The 16,907-nt window shown below is 64.6% G+C and carries 18 protein-coding genes; 11 read left to right on the plus strand and 7 right to left on the minus strand.

The window, feature by feature from the left end; all coding sequences use genetic code 11:
- Window positions 1-130 precede the first annotated feature (130 nt).
- The 3 genes from A3M7_RS0106760 (at window position 131) to A3M7_RS0106770 (ending at window position 3,864) form a co-directional block, all read left to right on the plus strand.
- The gene (locus A3M7_RS0106760; protein ID WP_027543244.1) at window positions 131-1,870 is read left to right on the plus strand and encodes an ATP-binding protein; all 1,740 of its coding nucleotides are present in this window, start codon (window positions 131-133) and stop codon (window positions 1,868-1,870) included.
- Window positions 1,871-2,143: 273 nt separating this feature from the next.
- Complete coding sequence (locus A3M7_RS0106765) at window positions 2,144-2,725, plus strand: peroxidase-related enzyme (protein ID WP_027543245.1); 582 nt, start codon at window positions 2,144-2,146, stop codon at window positions 2,723-2,725.
- 206 nt (window positions 2,726-2,931) lie between these two features.
- Complete coding sequence (locus A3M7_RS0106770; protein WP_027543246.1) at window positions 2,932-3,864, plus strand: hypothetical protein; 933 nt, start codon at window positions 2,932-2,934, stop codon at window positions 3,862-3,864.
- Between the two features lie 95 nt (window positions 3,865-3,959).
- Here A3M7_RS0106770 and A3M7_RS0106775 read toward each other — a convergent pair whose 3' ends face one another.
- The 3 genes from A3M7_RS0106775 to A3M7_RS0106785 all read right to left on the minus strand — a co-directional run bounded on the left by A3M7_RS0106775 (window position 3,960) and on the right by A3M7_RS0106785 (window position 7,654).
- Window positions 3,960-6,512 carry an HAD-IC family P-type ATPase gene (locus A3M7_RS0106775; RefSeq protein WP_027543247.1) on the minus strand — a complete coding sequence of 851 codons (2,553 nt, stop codon included), beginning with the start codon at window positions 6,510-6,512 and terminating at the stop codon, window positions 3,960-3,962.
- Entirely contained in the window at window positions 6,509-6,676 is a 168-nt protein-coding gene (locus tag A3M7_RS49565; protein ID WP_198033709.1) for a hypothetical protein, read from the minus strand. Before A3M7_RS49565 ends, A3M7_RS0106775 begins: the two co-directional genes overlap by 4 nt.
- Before the next feature lie 246 nt (window positions 6,677-6,922).
- Window positions 6,923-7,654 (minus strand): Crp/Fnr family transcriptional regulator, encoded by a 732-nt coding sequence (locus A3M7_RS0106785; RefSeq protein WP_027543248.1) that lies wholly within the window; start codon window positions 7,652-7,654, stop codon window positions 6,923-6,925.
- 150 nt (window positions 7,655-7,804) lie between these two features.
- Between A3M7_RS0106785 and A3M7_RS0106790 the strand changes: the two genes are divergently transcribed.
- Window positions 7,805-8,008, plus strand: a complete 204-nt coding sequence (locus A3M7_RS0106790; protein WP_027543249.1) for a hypothetical protein — start codon at window positions 7,805-7,807, stop codon at window positions 8,006-8,008.
- Window positions 8,009-8,037: 29 nt separating this feature from the next.
- On the opposite strand, the gene A3M7_RS49570 is transcribed toward A3M7_RS0106790, so the two are convergent.
- Window positions 8,038-8,181: a hypothetical protein gene (locus tag A3M7_RS49570; RefSeq protein ID WP_198033710.1), complete on the minus strand. Its 144-nt coding sequence runs from the start codon at window positions 8,179-8,181 to the stop codon at window positions 8,038-8,040.
- Between the two features lie 258 nt (window positions 8,182-8,439).
- Between A3M7_RS49570 and A3M7_RS49575 the strand changes: the two genes are divergently transcribed.
- A complete protein-coding gene (locus A3M7_RS49575) occupies window positions 8,440-8,595 on the plus strand; it encodes a hypothetical protein (protein ID WP_198033711.1) in 156 nt (51 codons plus the stop codon).
- 65 nt (window positions 8,596-8,660) lie between these two features.
- Here A3M7_RS49575 and A3M7_RS43770 read toward each other — a convergent pair whose 3' ends face one another.
- Complete coding sequence (locus tag A3M7_RS43770) at window positions 8,661-9,695, minus strand: serine hydrolase (protein WP_198033712.1); 1,035 nt, start codon at window positions 9,693-9,695, stop codon at window positions 8,661-8,663.
- 47 nt (window positions 9,696-9,742) lie between these two features.
- Entirely contained in the window at window positions 9,743-10,369 is a 627-nt protein-coding gene (locus A3M7_RS0106810) for a ParB-like protein (RefSeq protein ID WP_027543250.1), read from the minus strand.
- 328 nt (window positions 10,370-10,697) lie between these two features.
- Here A3M7_RS0106810 and A3M7_RS0106815 point away from each other — a divergent pair, with 328 nt between their 5' ends.
- The 6 genes from A3M7_RS0106815 to A3M7_RS0106840 all read left to right on the plus strand — a co-directional run bounded on the left by A3M7_RS0106815 (window position 10,698) and on the right by A3M7_RS0106840 (window position 15,656).
- A complete protein-coding gene (locus A3M7_RS0106815) occupies window positions 10,698-11,039 on the plus strand; it encodes a hypothetical protein (RefSeq protein ID WP_027543251.1) in 342 nt (113 codons plus the stop codon).
- A 409-nt stretch (window positions 11,040-11,448) separates the two neighbouring features.
- On the plus strand, window positions 11,449-11,736 hold the full coding sequence (locus A3M7_RS0106820; RefSeq protein ID WP_007592476.1) for an acyl carrier protein: 288 nt from the start codon (window positions 11,449-11,451) through the stop codon (window positions 11,734-11,736).
- A gap of 10 nt (window positions 11,737-11,746) precedes the next feature.
- Entirely contained in the window at window positions 11,747-12,217 is a 471-nt protein-coding gene (locus A3M7_RS0106825) for a 3-hydroxyacyl-ACP dehydratase FabZ family protein (protein ID WP_027543252.1), read from the plus strand.
- Window positions 12,214-13,419 (plus strand): beta-ketoacyl-ACP synthase, encoded by a 1,206-nt coding sequence (locus A3M7_RS0106830; RefSeq protein WP_027543253.1) that lies wholly within the window; start codon window positions 12,214-12,216, stop codon window positions 13,417-13,419. The genes A3M7_RS0106825 and A3M7_RS0106830 overlap by 4 nt, the downstream gene beginning before the upstream one ends.
- Window positions 13,420-13,437: 18 nt before the next feature.
- Window positions 13,438-14,715, plus strand: a complete 1,278-nt coding sequence (locus A3M7_RS0106835) for a beta-ketoacyl-ACP synthase (protein ID WP_027543254.1) — start codon at window positions 13,438-13,440, stop codon at window positions 14,713-14,715.
- A gap of 8 nt (window positions 14,716-14,723) precedes the next feature.
- The gene (locus tag A3M7_RS0106840) at window positions 14,724-15,656 is read left to right on the plus strand and encodes a lipid A biosynthesis lauroyl acyltransferase (RefSeq protein WP_027543255.1); all 933 of its coding nucleotides are present in this window, start codon (window positions 14,724-14,726) and stop codon (window positions 15,654-15,656) included.
- 132 nt (window positions 15,657-15,788) lie between these two features.
- On the opposite strand, the gene A3M7_RS0106845 is transcribed toward A3M7_RS0106840, so the two are convergent.
- Window positions 15,789-16,901 carry a polyamine ABC transporter substrate-binding protein gene (locus A3M7_RS0106845; RefSeq protein WP_027543256.1) on the minus strand — a complete coding sequence of 371 codons (1,113 nt, stop codon included), beginning with the start codon at window positions 16,899-16,901 and terminating at the stop codon, window positions 15,789-15,791.
- Between the last annotated feature and the right edge of the window lie 6 nt (window positions 16,902-16,907).

The following is a 16,907-nucleotide window of genomic DNA, read 5'->3' on the forward strand; positions in this document are numbered from 1 at the left end:
CAGGAACCCACCTGTCGGCCGAATTGTCGCGGATTTAACGAAGCGGCCGCGACTGCCGTTTAACCGTTTGTGCAGCCGCGGCCGCGCATAGTCCGGTGCAAATCCCTCGCTCTTGCCAGGTTCATTCATCGTGACATCCTTTGGACGCGTGATTTCGGTACGCGGATCGCTCGCCCGGGTCGGGCTTCTGGCGGCAAGCCAGATGCCGATCTCGGAGGTTCGGGCGACCGTCGGCCGTTTCGTCAGCATTCGCTGCGCCAGTTCGGTCATCGTCGCGATGATCACCGAGGTCTCCTGCGAGAATCTGTCGAGCGCCGACAATTACATCGCCATCGCCTCGGTCGACCTGCTCGGCGAGATCCTCAACGCCGCCGACAAGGCCAAATTCCAGCGCGGCGTCACCAACTATCCGACCATCGGAGATTCGGTCGACCTGATCACCAGCCAGGAGCTGCGCACCATCTACGCGCCGACCGGGTCGGACCAGATCAATGTCGGCTTCCTCCAGCAGGACCGCTCGGTCGTCGCCTATGTCGATATCGAGGAAATGCTGTCCAAGCATTTTGCCGTGCTGGGATCGACCGGCGTCGGCAAGTCGACCGGCGTGTCGCTGCTGCTCAACGAGATCCTGAAGGCACGGCCGAACCTGCGCATCTTCCTGCTCGACGTGCACAACGAATACGGCCGCTGCTTCGGCGACCGCGCGCTGGTGCTCAACCCGCGGAACCTGAAGCTGCCGTTCTGGCTGTTCAATTTCGAGGAAATCGTCGACGTGCTGTTCGGCGGCCGCGCCGGCGTGCCCGAAGAGCTCGACGTCCTTGCCGAGGTGATCCCGATCGCCAAGGGCATCTACACGCAGTACCAGAACGCCGATCGCCTCGGCCTCAAGCGCATCGATCCCAAGCAGATCGGCTTCACCGTCGATACGCCGGTGCCGTATCGCCTGGTCGATCTGATATCGCTGATCGACGAGCGCATGGGCAAGCTGGAAAACCGCTCCTCGCGCATCATCTATCACAAGCTGATCTCGCGCATCGAGGCGGTCCGCAACGACCCCCGCTATGCCTTCATGTTCGACAACGCCAATGTCGGCGGCGACACCATGGCCGAGGTGATCAGCCATCTGTTCCGCCTGCCCGCCAATGGCAAGCCGATGACGGTGATGCAGCTCGCCGGCTTCCCGGCCGAAGTCATCGATTCCGTCGTCTCCGTGCTGTGCCGCATGGCCTTCGACTTCGGCCTGTGGAGCGACGGCGTCTCGCCGATGCTGTTCGTCTGCGAGGAAGCCCACCGCTACGCCGCCGCCGATCGCAACATCGGCTTTGGACCGACCCGCAAAGCGGTGTCGCGCATCGCCAAGGAAGGCCGCAAATACGGCGTCTATCTCGGGCTGATCACCCAGCGCCCGGCCGAGCTCGACGCCACCATCATCTCCCAGTGCAACACGCTGTTCACGATGCGTCTTGCCAACGAACGCGACCAGGCGCTGCTGCGCGCTGCGGTGTCGGATGCCGCGGCGAACTTGCTGTCCTTCGTGCCATCGCTCGGCACCCGAGAGGTGCTGGCGTTCGGCGAAGGCGTCGCACTGCCGACGCGCCTGCGCTTCAAGGAGGTGCCGCCGCACCAATTGCCGCGCGGCGAGGCCACCATCAGCAGCGTGCCGTCGGTCACCTCCGGTCACGACATGCATTTCGTCGGCGCGGTGCTCGAACGCTGGCGCGGTGCCACCTCGCAGCGCGACACGCCGAACGACCCGGTGTTCTCGGCCCCGCCGGCCAAGACGATGTCCAGCCTCGAAGCCCCGATGCTGCAGCCCTCGATGGGGCTGGACCCCGACCGCTTCTCGCTGCTCAAGAAGCCGCTGCGGTAAGGGGCGGACACCGCTTCCTCACATTGTCATGCCCCGCGACCCGGCTACGCCAAGGCTTCGCCGGGGTTGAGGTCGAGGGGCGCCGAAGCTTTAGCGTAGGCGGCAGGCGGGGCATCCGGTACGCCGCGGCTTCTCGATTCAATCACTGCGACCTCTGGAATACTGGATCGCCCGCCCCAGTGCGCAAGAGCGCACAAGGCGGGCGATGACAGCACGTTGAGGCGGGCACCCGCATCGACTATGGTTGCCGGCCCCAAGCCGGAATCCATGCTCATGACAAAAACAGCCGCGCAACGCTTCCCCGCTCCCGCCCTCGACACGCTGCCTGACGACATCCGCACGCGCCTCCTGACTGTCCAGGAAAAGAGCGGCTTCGTGCCGAACGTCTTCCTGACGCTGGCCTACCGGCCCGACGAGTTCCGCGCGTTCTTCGCCTATCACGACGCGCTGATGGAGAAGGACGGCGGCCTCACCAAGGCCGAACGCGAGATGATCGTGGTGGCGACCTCGGCGGCCAACCAGTGCCAGTATTGCGTGATCGCGCATGGCGCGATCCTGCGCATCCGCGCCAAGAACCCGCTGATTGCCGACCAGGTCGCGGTGAACTATCGCAAGGCCGACATCACGCCGCGGCAGAAGGCAATGCTCGATTTCGCGATGAAGGTCTCGGCCGACGCGCAGCGGATCTCGGAGGAGGATTACGCCGCGCTCGCGCCGCACGGCTTCAGCGACGACGACATCTGGGACATCGCCGCGATCTCGGCCTTCTTCGCGCTGTCGAACCGGCTGGCGAACTTCACCGGCATGCGGCCGAACGACGAATTCTATCTGATGGGCCGGCTGCCCAAGAAGTGACCGACCGCTCCGTGTCGCGAACGCGACGCCGCACCGGAAAATGCAACCTGCGGGGTTCCCGTTTTACGGGAACTCTAACGTTTTCACAATCAGACACGTTTTATTAAGACACTCACCCTCAACTAGCAGAAATACCTCGACACAACTCGCGCAGTCTCCGTCAACGGAGACGCGGATGAGTCGTGCCTGCTTAGGGGATCCGTCTTATGAACGTGCGAGCATTCGCCGTCGCGACTTGCATCGGCGTAACGTTCTTCGCCGCTGGATACGCATGGAACTATCAGCCCGACGCCATCAACCCCGGCGAAATATGGAGCATGCTTCAATCGGAGCACGGCATGGCGCGAGCCGCCGTCGCACGCGTCCTCATCGAGCCGAATTCAGCTCATTTTAGCGGCTTGCGAACGGTCGACGCGGACAACGCAAGATACGTGTGCGGCTCCGTGAAGGCGATGGACAAGGAGAGGCAGTATGTTGAGACCGCCTTCGTTTACACCGTCGCGATCGATTATGCCCGTATCGACGACGACGGTCGGATCACGTCGCAGCGCTCGACATACAGCCCCTGCCCAATCGCGGCCGACGACAAAATTGCCGACCAGAGGACGCTGATCTCGCCCGGCGCCCTGTCGATGATCAAGACCGTCGAAAAGGTCATCCCCAAGTCCAGCGGCGGAACAATGGAACAGCAGCTTGGCCAGTTGGCCGGACAGACGGCAGCACACGCACCAGGCTCGGCAGTCGCGCCGGGATCGGCAGTCTCGTCAGGTTCGGCCGGGCCAGGCTGGACGCCAGCAGAGCAGCATCCAGGTTCGCGCGTGGAGGCGACACGGAAGGATGAACTCACGTGGCGTGTCGACCAGCCGCCGGCGGCATGGCCGACGTTCCCCCCGGGCCATTCCCTGGCGAAATCGACGCAGAAGCGGACGACAGCCGAGGCCCTGGCCTTTGCGAAGGATATCGAGGCTCGCTGGGAGCAGTCGAAATCAGCCGAGGGGCCAACGAGGCGTCCTTCGCCGGAAGAAATCAAGGAGGCATGCCGCGCGCTGCTGACGATCGATCCCACGGACAAGGAATATCCGCGGGCCTGGGCCGCCTTCGTGCGATTACGGAAGATCGATCGCGACGCGGCTGCGTGAAGCAGACGTCCAATCTATCCGTGCCGCCCTTGACGCTGCGTAAGGGAAGACGGAGCCGAGCGAGTCGGAGATGCATCGGGAGACCTGAGCGGTCGCTAGAACCGAAGCCGCCGCGCCCAAATCGGTTTCAGCACTTCGAGCACGGTCAGCACCAGCAGTCCCGCGCCGAGCGTGATCATCAAATCGTCCGCATGCAGCGGACCGAAGCGGAACAGGCTGGAGGCCGGCGGCCAGAGCAGCGCGGTCGCGAGAACGAGAGCGACCACCGCGAAGATCCAGGCCAATGCAGGATTTGGCCGGAAGAATGCGGACGCGAACGATGCGCTGAAGGACCGGTTGACCAGGACCAGAGCGACGATGCAGACGACGAGCGTCACGAAGGCGAGCGTCCTCGCCTCGTCGGCGACGAGACCGGAGCGAAGCGCGCCGACGAATATGATGGCGGTCAGGGCAAAAGCGAGGGCGCCCTGAAGCACGCTCCAGCCAACCAGTGCCCATGAAAACAGCTCGGAATCAGGCCGTCTCGGCGGACGCGTCATCGCATCGCGCTCGCCCCGCTCCGCCTCGAACACCAGCGCACATACGGGGTCGATGATCAGTTCCAGAAACGCGATGTGCACCGGACTGAAGATCAGCGGCAACCCGAACACCAGAGGCAACAGCGCAAGTCCGGCGATCGGGACATGAACGGCGAAGATGAAGGCCATTGCCTTGCGCAGATTGTCGTAGATGCGGCGGCCCAGACGAATGGCCGACACGATCGAACCGAAATCGTCGTCGAGCAGGACGATCGCCGACGCCTCACGCGCGACGTCGGTCCCGCGCCCTCCCATCGCGATGCCGATATGGGCGGCCTTGAGCGAGGGCGCGTCGTTGACGCCGTCGCCGGTCATCGCCACGATCTCGCCGTTGAGCTTCATCGCTTGGACGATGCGCAGCTTCTGTTCCGGCAAGACCCGGGCGAACACGTTCACATGCCCGACGCGTCCCGCGAGCTCCGAGTCGTCCGCCAGCCTGACCTGATCGCCGGTCATGACGTCACGAACATCGAGCCCGGCCTGGTTCGCGATGGCAACGGCTGTTGCCGGATAATCGCCCGTGATCATGACGACGCGGATCCCCGCCGCGCTGCACTCGCCAACCGCCTCCGGGACATGGGGCCGCAGCGGATCGGCAAGCCCGACCAGGCCGACAAATCGAAACGCGAAAGCCTCCTGCGAGGGCGGGAGTGAATCGTCATCGCAGACGGCAACGGCCACCCCCAACACGCGAAGCCCGTCCTTCGCCATCGCGCTGGCGGCATCGCGCACCGCTTCTTGGTCGGCAGCATTCATCCTGCACAGCCGCGCAATCGCTTCGGGCGCCCCCTTGGCGCATGCGAGGAGGTCCGCCCGGCCGGCTATCCGCCAGACCTGCGTCATGGCCAGCAGTTCGGGGCGCAGACCGTAGCCACGCGCCAGCGTCCGCTCGCCATCCGGCGCATCGTCTCCCCGCAAGACGGCGTGCGCGAACAGATGCAGAGCCTTCTCCATCGGGTCGAACGGCTCCGGAGAGCTCGCCAGGGCACCGCAACGCGCCAGCTCGGCAAATTCGGGCCTCGCATCATCCCGCCCGGCGGTCTCCGGACGCATGCGTGCCCCGTCGAGCAGCCGCAGCTCGGCGACGGTCATCTGGTTCTGCGTCAGTGTCCCGGTCTTGTCGGTGCACAGGACGGTCGCAGAACCGAGGACCTCGATGGCGGCGGCTCGCCGCGTCAGGACGCGGGCTTGTGAAATCCGCCAGGCTCCCATTGCCATGAAGACGGTGAGCACGACGCCAAATTCTTCCGGCAGCATCGCCATGCCGATGGCGATGCCCGCAAGCAGCGCTTGCAGCCAATCCCCACGCAAGACTCCGTAGAGCGCGATGGCCGCCAGGCTGACCACCGCGCCGCCGACGAAGCAGAGCCGCACCAGTCTTGCGGTCTGTTGCTGAAGCCGGGGCGGCTCGGCCTGCAAGCCGCGCAGCGACAGCCCGATCTTCCCGATCTCGCTGCGCGGGCCGGTGGCCTCCACCAGCGCCAGGCCCTCGCCGCGCACGACGAGAGAACCGGAATACACGAAGGGCTGATCCTCGCCGCCCGGCCGGTGATCGGCTGACGCGGCCTTGTCGGCGACCTGCTTGCGGACGGGCACCGACTCGCCGGTCAGCAGCGACTCGTCGATTTGCAGATCGCGTGCGTCCACCAGCGCGGCGTCGGCCGGAATCCGGTCCCCTTCGCCAAGAACGAGAAGATCGCCGCGCACGACCTCGCGGCCAGCGATGCGTCGACGCGCACCATCCCGCACCACGAGCGCGCGCGGGCTGCTCAGGTCGCGCAAGGCTTCCAGCACGCGCTCGGTCCGGGTCTCCTGCACAACCGTGATCACGATCGACATCGCACCGAAGACCAGGAGGATCAGCGCTTCCCTGAGATCGCCGAGCAGGAGGTAGACCAGCCCACCACAGAGCAGCAGCACGAGCATCGGCTCGCGCAGCACTTCCATGACGATGCGCAGGGGACTGCGTCGTTCGGGCCGAGGCAATTCGTTGGCGCCGTCTTCTTCCAGCCGCGCCCGGGCCTCGGCCTCGCTCAGCCCGGCCGGTCTCGTGGATTCCGTGCCGCTCACGCCTTCCGCCGCAGGCTCCAGAGACTCCCGGCGAGCAGGACGGCCGTCACGAGCAGTATGGCGACGAAGGTCTGGATGATGGTGAAGTTCAGCGCATCACGCGCAACGAACAGCGCCGTGACGGCTCCGGCGATGACAAACAGAATGCGAAGGATCAGGCTCATCGTCGTGTCTCCAGGTCGCATGATCCGGAGCCCACCTGGCGACGCGGGAGCGCAATGCTGGTTCGGCTGTCATGCCGGCGGACCTTAGCGGCCGGCACCGACGTCGGTTTGCGATACGTCAAGTTCACCTGCGCCGTTGGGCCGCACGTTCGACCCGGTCTGCCGCCTAGGCTTCCTCGACATCCAGCGTAATCGACACTTTCAGGAACGGCGCCCCCTCCTAATGGAATCGCGGCATCGGGCGGCTCAAAGCGTCGGCGACTGGTGGAGATAACGACCGTCGAAATCCGCGAGTTCCAGAAATCGAGCCTCGTCGAGTACGGTGACGCGGCCGCGCTGAAATTCGACGATGCCATCCTGGCGCAACTGCTTGATCACCCGGTTGGCGTGGACCGCCGTGATCCCCAGGGCCTCCCCGATCTGCTCCTGGGTCAGCGGCATCTCGAAATTGTTGTCGTCCACGCGACCGATGACCCTGAGGCGCTCGCGCAGCTCGATCATGACATGGGCGAGGCGCGCAGGCGCCGGACGCTGGCCGACATTGACGATCCATTCGCGAAACATCGCGGCGTCGATCAGCGTGTCCCGCCAAAACATCTCGGCGACGACCGGCCTGCGTTGGTGCAATTTTCGCAGGGTATCGTGGCTGATGAAGCCCAGCGTGCACGGCGTCAGCGTCGAGAGCTCATGGTCCATCACGTGCAGGAACAGGCTCATCAGGTCCGGGATCTCGCCGGGAATGTGCAGGGAGAGAATCTGTCGCTTCCCGCTCGCGATCGTCTTGGAGCGTGCACAAAATCCCTCGACAATCAGGCAGCATTCGGTGGCCCGCTCGCCATCTCTCACCACGGGCGTTTCCGCCGGATACTGTCTCACCGCGATCGGAAGCGCTTCGATTTCCCTGACATCCTCCTCCGAGATGCCGGAAGAGATGCGCAAACGCCTGACAAGCGCAGCACGGATCGTATCGCTGGGCACGCGAAGTCGCTCCGTTCGCATGAATTCGAATCATGGCGCGCTGGGCGCCGGCCGGAATGAAACCCGCGATCCGCGCCCCCGGTTCCAACAAAAGTTAAGGACGCCGCTCGCGTCCACATGGTTGGCTCGGTGTGTCGGAAAGGCAAAACCATGACCAAGAAACGCAACCGCACGCGATCGTCTCTGTCGCTCCAGGAGCGCCTGGACAAGTTCACGCAAGAAGCCCGCGCCGCCGCCAGAAAGCTGCCGGCCGGCGCCGAGCGCCACACGCTGTTGCAGAAGGCACGCGACGGCGAGGCGGCCGCGGAGATCGAGCGCCTGCTGTCCTCGCCGGGACCGCAACAGCCAAAGTGATTGAATCGCGGCTGCGACGCTCTACGCCGCTATCGCGTCGCCATCAACTCGAGCGCAGGGGCAAAGCGCTCGGAAAATGTCAACGTCTTGGCGTGGTGAACTGCGGCGAACGACGCCGAGATGCCTGCTGAGGCAACCGCGAGCAAGGCAATTCCGAAAACCAGACGGCGCATTTCGGCCTCCTGTGTGAGCTCGACTACTCCCAACGGTAGGGACGGCTCTGTTTCAGGATGGTTTCATGGGCGCGGAAAATGATTTCGCTCAAGCAGCTGTGATGAGATCCGGCTTACAGGGCCGCATGCCGTAACCAACTAATAATGGTGGCAGTGTCTTGCAGCGGAACGGGAGCGGCGCTGGGAATTTTACGCCTGCGGCCGCGATCGTGAATCGCAAGACTGCGCTGGAATGCAGAGTCTTCGAGGAATACTCAAATGAACGTCGTCATCCGAAAGCTCAATGGTCTGCGGCACCTCATTGTCGGATCGTGTCAGATCCGAACGCCCTTCCTGGAAACCCAGGACCGCGCGCTGGTCGTCACGTACGCCCGGCGCGTCTACCCGGGCGCCAAGATCTACCAGCGCGACTGATGCGAGCCGTCGCCATCCATCGAGTCGCACGACGATGCGATGCGTCGCAAGGAGCAATTGCAGCTCTATCGCACCAGGTCCAGCTCGAGCCCCGGATGATCTCCGGGCAAAACGGAATTCAAGATCGCCTTGGCCAACGGCATCCCGGCCTCGGACGAGGTCAGCACGACAACTGCATCGCGTGATTCAAGATCGGCCATTGCGAGCGAGCGAAAGCCGGGATTGCTGCCCCAGTGCCAAATCGAGGCCGAACGCCCTCTCTCCTCGATCCCCCATCCCAGCCCCCAGGAAAGACGTGGCGCCTGGAGTCTCACCGGATCGCGCGTGATCAGCGCGAGCAATTGTTCATCGCCGAGCACGGCGGCCATGAAGCGTGCGTAGTCGTTCGCCGAGGTGTACAGCGAGCCGGCCGCGATCTCATAGGGAAAGCGGAGTTGGCGAGGCGTCCCCGAAACGAGGTTTGGTTGGATCGCCGGCGTGAGCTTGAACGCGGTGTTGGTCAGTCCAATCGGAGCGAACACCTCCTGCTCGGCCAGTTGCTGGAGAGGACGTTCGGTCACGGCTTCGAGCATGCGCTGGAGCAGCACGTATCCTTCGCCGGAGTACTGCCAGCGCGCACCTGGGGCAAAATTCGGCGTCAACGGTCCCTTGGAAGCCCAGTTCGGAAAGCCGGCACTATGAGACAGCAGCGCCCGCGGTGTTATGGCGCGCAAGACTTCGACCGGAACCGTGTCGACAACGGGAGCTTCCCTCAGAGCGAAGATGTTTTGCCGGTGCAAATATCCGTCGGGAAATATCTCGTTGAGCGGGCTGTCCAGCGACAACTTTCCTCGCCGCGCCATTTGAAGCACGATGTAGGCCACAACCGGCTTCGACAAAGACGCGGCTTGAAAGACAGCGACAGGGCCCGGATCGGTCCCGCAACCGGACACCGATAGCCGCCGCGCCTCGTGTCCGTTTCTCAGGACGGTAGCGGACACCGCACAGATTTTTGCCTCGGACGCCAGCCGGGCCGATAGGTCGTCAAGGTCATCTGCGTGACCGGGCCTCGACGACGCCATTGCGGCACAAGACGCCAGCAGGAATGAGCGCCGGTCCATCAACACCCCACCCCCCACCCGTGACATCCGAGAGACGCGGGACGCCGTCAATCGTCCGACGCCGGCCCGCACCAGCCGGGCAGATAGATCGCATCCTTGCTCTTGGCCGCAGACATGGCCTTCTCGAGCGCCTTGTCGAAATCGGCATCCACCGCCTTGCGCGACAGTTTACGGCGCAGAAAGTCCGCCCACAGGAATTCGGAGAACGGCGTGGTGTCCTTGGCGAAGCCGCCCAGGCGGCGGAGCTCGCCGGCAAGGCTGCGGAAAGGATCGTCCTTGAGATCGGCAACCGATTTCGGCAGGTCCCGGAACTGCCGCCTCTCCCCCTTGGAATCGTAAGGGTAGACCCAGCGCTTGTTGTCCATCACGCCCCAGAAGGCCTCGCGCTCGACCATCCTGAGGTCGCCGACGACGGTCACCAGCACCTCCTTGACGCCCTCGTCGTGCAATGCGCGGCCGAGATGATGATGGTCGATCACGTAGTAGCGCTCGTCCGGCCCGTACACGACGGGGATCATGTGCTTGCCGAGCAGATCGGCCTGCTTCCTGCGATCGTGCTCGCGCCAGCGCTTGCGCTTCTCCTTGACCTCTCGCATGCCGACCGTCATTTGCGTCGGCCGAAGCGACAGGATCGGCACGGGATGAACCCTCGGCTCGCGCGCGTTCGTGGTCATGGTCGAGGGGCCCTCATTGTTGGTTGCAAACGGTCGTCCGGGTTCCCTGATTATGCCATGGGCCTTGCGGCGACAAAATGCGTTCGGCCCCGACAGGGAGATCACAAGCCGATGTTCTCAGGACCGGGCACGGCAGGCGCCATGGCTGTTTTGCAGCGCAACCCCGCGCATCCTGACACCGGCATGACGACCGCTTTCGCGATCCGTCGCGGGCCTTCGCGAAGAGGGCGTGCAAAAGCGCAATGCACGTACGCGTTGAGAAGATTTTCTGCAACGCGTTCACCACGTATGCTATCAAAAACCGCTGCTTCGGAGTGATCCTCGCACCATGAAATCCCAGCGGCCCATAAGCTCTGATGAGGAGCACCGGGTGCTCCAGTTCAGGCCGCGCACCTCACCCTCCCCGACGGTCCACCGGGGCAACGGCACCGTGCAGCCGCTGCGCGGCGCGCCCAAGCCGCTCGACCTGTCGCGCTACGAGCAGCCTCGCACCGAGCCGGACGATTTCCGCCACCGCATGCTCGCCAACATCGCCGCGCTCGCCTTCACCATCGCGCTGACCGCGATCGGGATCTGGCTTGCCGTGAGCATCGCCGACCTGCGCCGGACCCAGGATTGCGTGCTGATGGGCCGCCGCGACTGTGCCAAGATCACGACGCCGCTCATCTAGGCACGCCCGCCTCCCCGGAGGTCGTCATGCCCGGGCTTGTCCCGCCTGCGCGGCAGAAGCCGCTTCGGCGCGGCGAAGGCCCGGGCATCCACGTTCTTTGTGTTGCAAGGCAAGGCGTGGATGGCCGGGACGATGCCCGGCCATGACGCTGTGGAGGCAGAGCGCCCCAGGCTTCCCAGTCCTGCGCGATCGTCCCTCGCGAAAAGAGGCTCCGGCAGGCATCCCCAGCTCCGTCCCTTGCTGTCCCCTTTGGCCTGTCCGGCTCCATTGAACTCAGGGCGGCGCTCCGATATACGGGCTCTCGACCCGGCCAGAGGGGGGTTGAGGGCGTCATCAGGGGCGCGATGCCCACCCGCCATGCCACTCTGGAACATCTGACAAATATCCGCAATATATCAAAGGCTTAGTGATGTCCTCCACATTCGATCAGGTCGCTACGATCATCGCTGAAACCTGCGACATCCCGCGCGACACGATCACGCCGGATAGCCACGCCATCGATGACCTCGGCATCGACAGCCTCGATTTCCTTGATATCGCCTTTGCGATCGACAAGCAGTTCGGCATCAAGCTGCCGCTGGAAAAGTGGACCCAGGAGGTCAACGACGGCAAAGCGACCACCGAACAATATTTCGTGCTGAAGAACCTGTGCGCGCGCATCGACGAGCTGGTTGCAGCCAAGGGCGCGAGCGCCTAATCGGGCGGCCATGCAACTCGAATACTTCCACATGATCGATCGCATCGTCGACCTCAGGGTCGACGAGAAGAGGATCGTCGTCGAGGCCCAGGTCCCGAAGGAAAGCACCATCTTCGAGGGGCACTTCCCGGGCTATCCCTTGATGCCCGGCGTGCTCCTGATCGAATCGATGGCGCAGGCCTCGGGCTGGCTTCAGCTCGGCGTGTTCAAGTTCGAGCGCATGCCGATCCTGGCCGCCGTCAAGGAGGCCAAGGTGCGCGGCTCGGTATTCCCCGGCGATCTCATGAGCATCGAGGCGAGCCTCACCCATGAGGGCTCGGGCTACGCCATGACCGAAGCCAAGATCAAGGTCGGCGGCAAGCTGCGCGCGAATTCGGCGCTCACCTTCACGCTGATCCCCTTCCCCAATGCGGACATGCGCGGATACATGGCGAAAGTCGCCGAGCGCGTCGGCTTTCCGCAACAGGCCGTATCGCCATGACCGACACCGCTTCGAAGCCCGGCCAGACGGAAGTCTGGATCACCGGCATTGGCCTTGCCACCTCGCTCGGCGAGGGCCTCGACGCCAACTGGGCCGCGCTCCAGGAAAAGCGCATCAATGTCGACGAGAAGGGCTTTGCGCCCTACATCGTGCATCCCCTGATGCCGGTTACCTTCGACACCCAGATCCCGAAGAAGGGCGACCAGCGCCAGATGGAAGCCTGGCAGCGCATCGGCACCTATGCCGCGGGCCTCGCGCTCGACTCCGCGGGGATCAAGGGCAACAAGGACATCCTGTCGAAGATCGACATGGTCGTGGCCGCCGGCGGCGGCGAGCGCGATCTCAACGTCGACACCGGCGTGCTCACGGCCGAGGCCAAGGGGGCGAATGCGCCCGGCTTCCTCAACGAGCGCCTGATGAGCGATCTCAGGCCAACGCTGTTTCTGGCCCAGCTCTCCAATCTCCTCGCCGGCAACATCGCCATCGTGCACGGGCTTGGCGGCACCTCGCGCACCTTCATGGGCGAAGAGGTCGCGGGCGCCGATGCGGCGCGCATCGCACTTGCGCGCATCGCCTCGGGCGAGAGCGACATCGCCCTGATCGGCGGCTCGCATAATGGCGAGCGCAAGGACCTCATGGTCCTCTACGAATTCGGCGACTTCAACCTGAAGGACAAATTCGCGCCCGTCTGGGCGCGCAAGGACCACGCCGGCTTCGCGCTCGGCTCGGCCGGTGCCTTCCTGGTGCTGGAGTCGCGCGCGCACGCGGAAGCCCGCGGCGCCAAGCCGTTCGCAAAACTGTCGAGCGTGGTGGCCGATCTTGCCCGGCGCAAGCAGCCCGGCGACATGGCCGCGACGCTGGAGAAGCTTTGGGCCAAGCTGCCGAAGCGCGAGGGCAAGGGCGCGATCATCACGGGCGCGACCGGCGCAGAGCCCGCGACATCCGAGGAGCGCGGCTTCCTGAAGGACCACGCCGATTTCCCGGTGCGCTCGACCGGCACGATGTTCGGACACACCATGGAGACGCAATTCCCGCTCGGAATCGCGCTCGCCGCGCTCTCGATCTCGCGCGGCGCGCTGTTCCCGCCGAACGATTCCACGGGGACCGAGATTGAAATGCAGGGGGCGCCCACCCAGATTGTGGTCGTGGGGGCCGGACACTGGCGCGGCGAAGGCATGGCGCTGGTCGAGGCCGTGAGCTAGCTCTAGCGGGGGATCGACATGACTGCACCACGCGACAAATTCGGGCGTCCCGTCGTCGTCGTCACCGGCATGGGCATCATGACCTCGCTCGGCGCCGGCAAGGCCGACAATTGGGCGAAACTCGTCGCCGGCGAATCCGGCATCCGCACCATCACGCGCTTTCCGGTCGACGGCCTGAAGACGACGATGGCCGGCACGGTCGATTTCGTCAGCGTCGATCCGTTCTCCTCCACCGGCCTGTCCGAGCGGATGGCCGAGATAGTCACGCAGGAGGCGCTCGAGCAGGCCGGCATCGGCGCCAACGCCGATTTCCCGGGTCCCCTCTTCCTCGCAGTCGCGCCGGTCGAAGTCGAATGGCCGCAGCGCCGCGAGCTCGGCCGCGCCGTCGGCGCACAGGATTTCACCTACGACGATCTGCTGCGCATCTCCGGCGGCGGCAAGTACAGCGCCTATCATCACCGCTTCATGTTCGGCTCGGTCGCAGCCTATCTCGCCGAGACTTTCGGCACCAAGGGCTCGCCGATCTCGCTGTCGACGGCCTGCGCCTCGGGCGCGACCTCGATCCAGCTCGGCGTCGAGGCGATCCGCCGCGGCGAGACCGATGCCGCGCTGTGCGTCGCAACCGACGGCACGGTGAACCCGGAAGCGCTGGTGCGCTTCTCGCTGCTCTCGGCGCTGTCCACCCAGAACGATCCGCCGCAGGCGGCCTCCCGCCCCTTCTCCAAGAATCGCGACGGCTTCGTCATGGCCGAAGGCGCCGGCGCGCTGGTGCTGGAAAGCTATGAAGCGGCGACTGCGCGCGGCGCAAAGATCCTCGGTGTGATCGCGGGCTGCGGCGAGCTCACCGATTCCTTCCATCGCACCCGCTCCTCGCCCGACGGCAAGCCGATCATCGGCTGCATGAACAAGACGCTGGCCGATGCCGGCATGACCCCGGACCAGATCGACCACATCAACGCGCACGGCACCGCGACGCCCGAAAACGACAAGATGGAGTTCAACACGACATCGGCCGTGTTCGGCGAGCTCGCGCAGAAGATCCCGGTCACCTCCAACAAATCGATGGTCGGCCACACCATCTCGGCCGCAGGCGCCGTGGAAGCGATCTTCTCGCTGCTCACCCTCGAGCATCAGCGCATCCCGCCGACGATCAACTACGAGACCCCGGATCCCACGATCCTGTTCGACGTCGTCGGCAACAAGGCGCGCGATGCGCGCGTCACCGCGGTGATGTCGAACTCGTTCGGCTTCGGCGGCCAGAACGCCTCGCTGATCCTGACCCGCGAACCGGCCTGACCGGACGCATGGCGCTGCTGACTGCGAGCACGAAGGCCCGCGCGCGGGAGGCTGCCAAATCGATCGGCGGCAGCCTGATCGGCGCCGCCACCGTCGGCATGCTGCGCACCACGCGCTATTTCGATCCGGTCAAGACCTCGGACTTCTTCTCACGCGTTGTGAAGCTGATCGGCCCGCGCCTGCGCGAGCACCGCATAGGCCGCGCCAATCTCACCGCCGCCTTCCCGGAGAAGTCGCCCGAAGAGATCGAACAGATCCTGATGGGCGTCTGGGACAATCTCGGCCGCGTCGGCGCCGAATTTGCCCATATGGACCACGTCTGGGATTACGACCGCGACCATCCGGAAGTGAGCCGGATCGAATTACCCAAGCGCAGCATCGAGCTGTTCGACCACATCCGCGACGACGGCAAGCCGGCGCTGATCTTCGCCGCGCATCTGGCCAACTGGGAATTGCCCGCGCTCGCCGCCGTCGCGCATGGCCTCGATGCAGCGATCCTCTACCGCCGGCCGAACATTGCGTCTGCCGACCGCATCATCAAGGAGATGCGCCAGGTCAACATGGGCACTCTGATCCCGGCGGGGCGCGATGCGCCGCTGCGGCTCGCGCAGGCGCTGAAGGACGGCAAGCACGTCGCCATGCTGATCGACCAGTATCTGACCGGTGGCGTCGAGGTCACCTTCTTCGGCCGCAAGACCCGCGCCAATCCGATGCTGGCGCGCCTCCTGCGCCAGGTCGAATGCCCGATCCACGGCGTCCGCGTCATCCGCAAGCCCGGCGGCCGTTTCGCCGCGGAATTGACGGAGGAAGTCCAGCCGGTCCGCGATGCCGACGGCAAGATCGACATCCAGGGCACGACGCAGGCGATCACCAACGTGGTGGAGAGCTGGGTGCGCGAGCATCCCGAGCAGTGGCTGTGGCTGCACCGCAGGTGGCGGTAGAACTCTGTCCGTCATGGCCGGGCTTGACCCGGCCATCCAAGCGTCACCACGCTGCAGGAAGGACGTGGATGCCCGGGACAAGCCCGGGCATGACGACTGAGCAAGGGGAGCGTCTGCTCCGTCTCAGCCCGTCTACCGCCCGGTCTTCACCTTCGTCCACAGCCGGTTGATGATCCGCTGGGTCGCCGGCTCGCGCGCCGTGATGACGAACAGCTTTGCGAGCGTCGCCTCGTCCGGATAGATGTTCTTGTCGTTCAAAATCTTCGGATCGACCAGCTTCTGGCTGGCGAGGTTGCCGTTGGCGTAGGACAGGAAGTCCGAGTTCTTGGCGGCCACGTCCGGGCGGTAGAGATAGTTGATCAGCTCGTAGGCCTCCTTGACGTTCTTGGCATCCGCGGGGATCGCGAGATTGTCGAAGAACATCTGCGCGCCCTCCTTCGGGATCGTGTAGCCGATCTCGACGCCGCTCTTGGCCTCGGCCGCGCGAGCGCGGGCCTGCATGATGTCGCCGGACCAGCCGACCACGAAGCAGATCTCGCCGGTGGCGAGCGCGCTCAGATATTCGGACGAGTGAAATTTTCGCACCGACGGGCGAACCTTCGCCACGATGTCGGCCGCCTTCTCGAGGTCCGCCTGCTTGGTCGAGTTCGGATCGAGCCCGAGATAGCTCAGCGCCGCCGGAAAGATGTCGTCGGCGGAGTCGAGCATGTGCACGCCGCAGTCTTTGAACTTGGCGAGGTTCTCCGGCTTGAAGACGATGTCCCAGCTGTCGATCTTGGCGTCTGCGCCCAGGATCTGCTTCACCTTGGCGACGTTGTAGCCGATGCCCGTGGTGCCCCACATGTAGTTGGCGGCGTAGACGTTGCCGGGATCGTAGATGCCGAGGCGCTGCGTCACCACCGGCCAGGCATTGCTCAGGTTCGGCAGCTTCGACTTGTCGAGCTTCTGGAAGATGTTGGCCTTGATCTGGCGCTGGAGGAAATAGGCCGTGGGCACCACCACGTCGTAGCCGGACTTGCCGGCCATCAGGCGCGTCTCCAGCGTCTCGTTGGCGTCGAAGGTGTCGTAGACGACCTTGATGCCGGTCTCCTTGGTGAAGGCCTCAAGGACATCTGGTGCCATGTAGTTGGACCAGTTGTAGAAGTTGACGACGCGCTCCTCTGCCCCGGCTGGGGCCGAAAGGAACGTCAGCGCTGCGGCGATCGCAAAACCAAGGCAAAGCCTGGAGCGGCTGACGTTCGTCATCTCAAA

Source organism: Bradyrhizobium sp. WSM2254, from assembly GCF_000472645.1.
Taxonomy (GTDB): domain Bacteria; phylum Pseudomonadota; class Alphaproteobacteria; order Rhizobiales; family Xanthobacteraceae; genus Bradyrhizobium; species Bradyrhizobium niftali.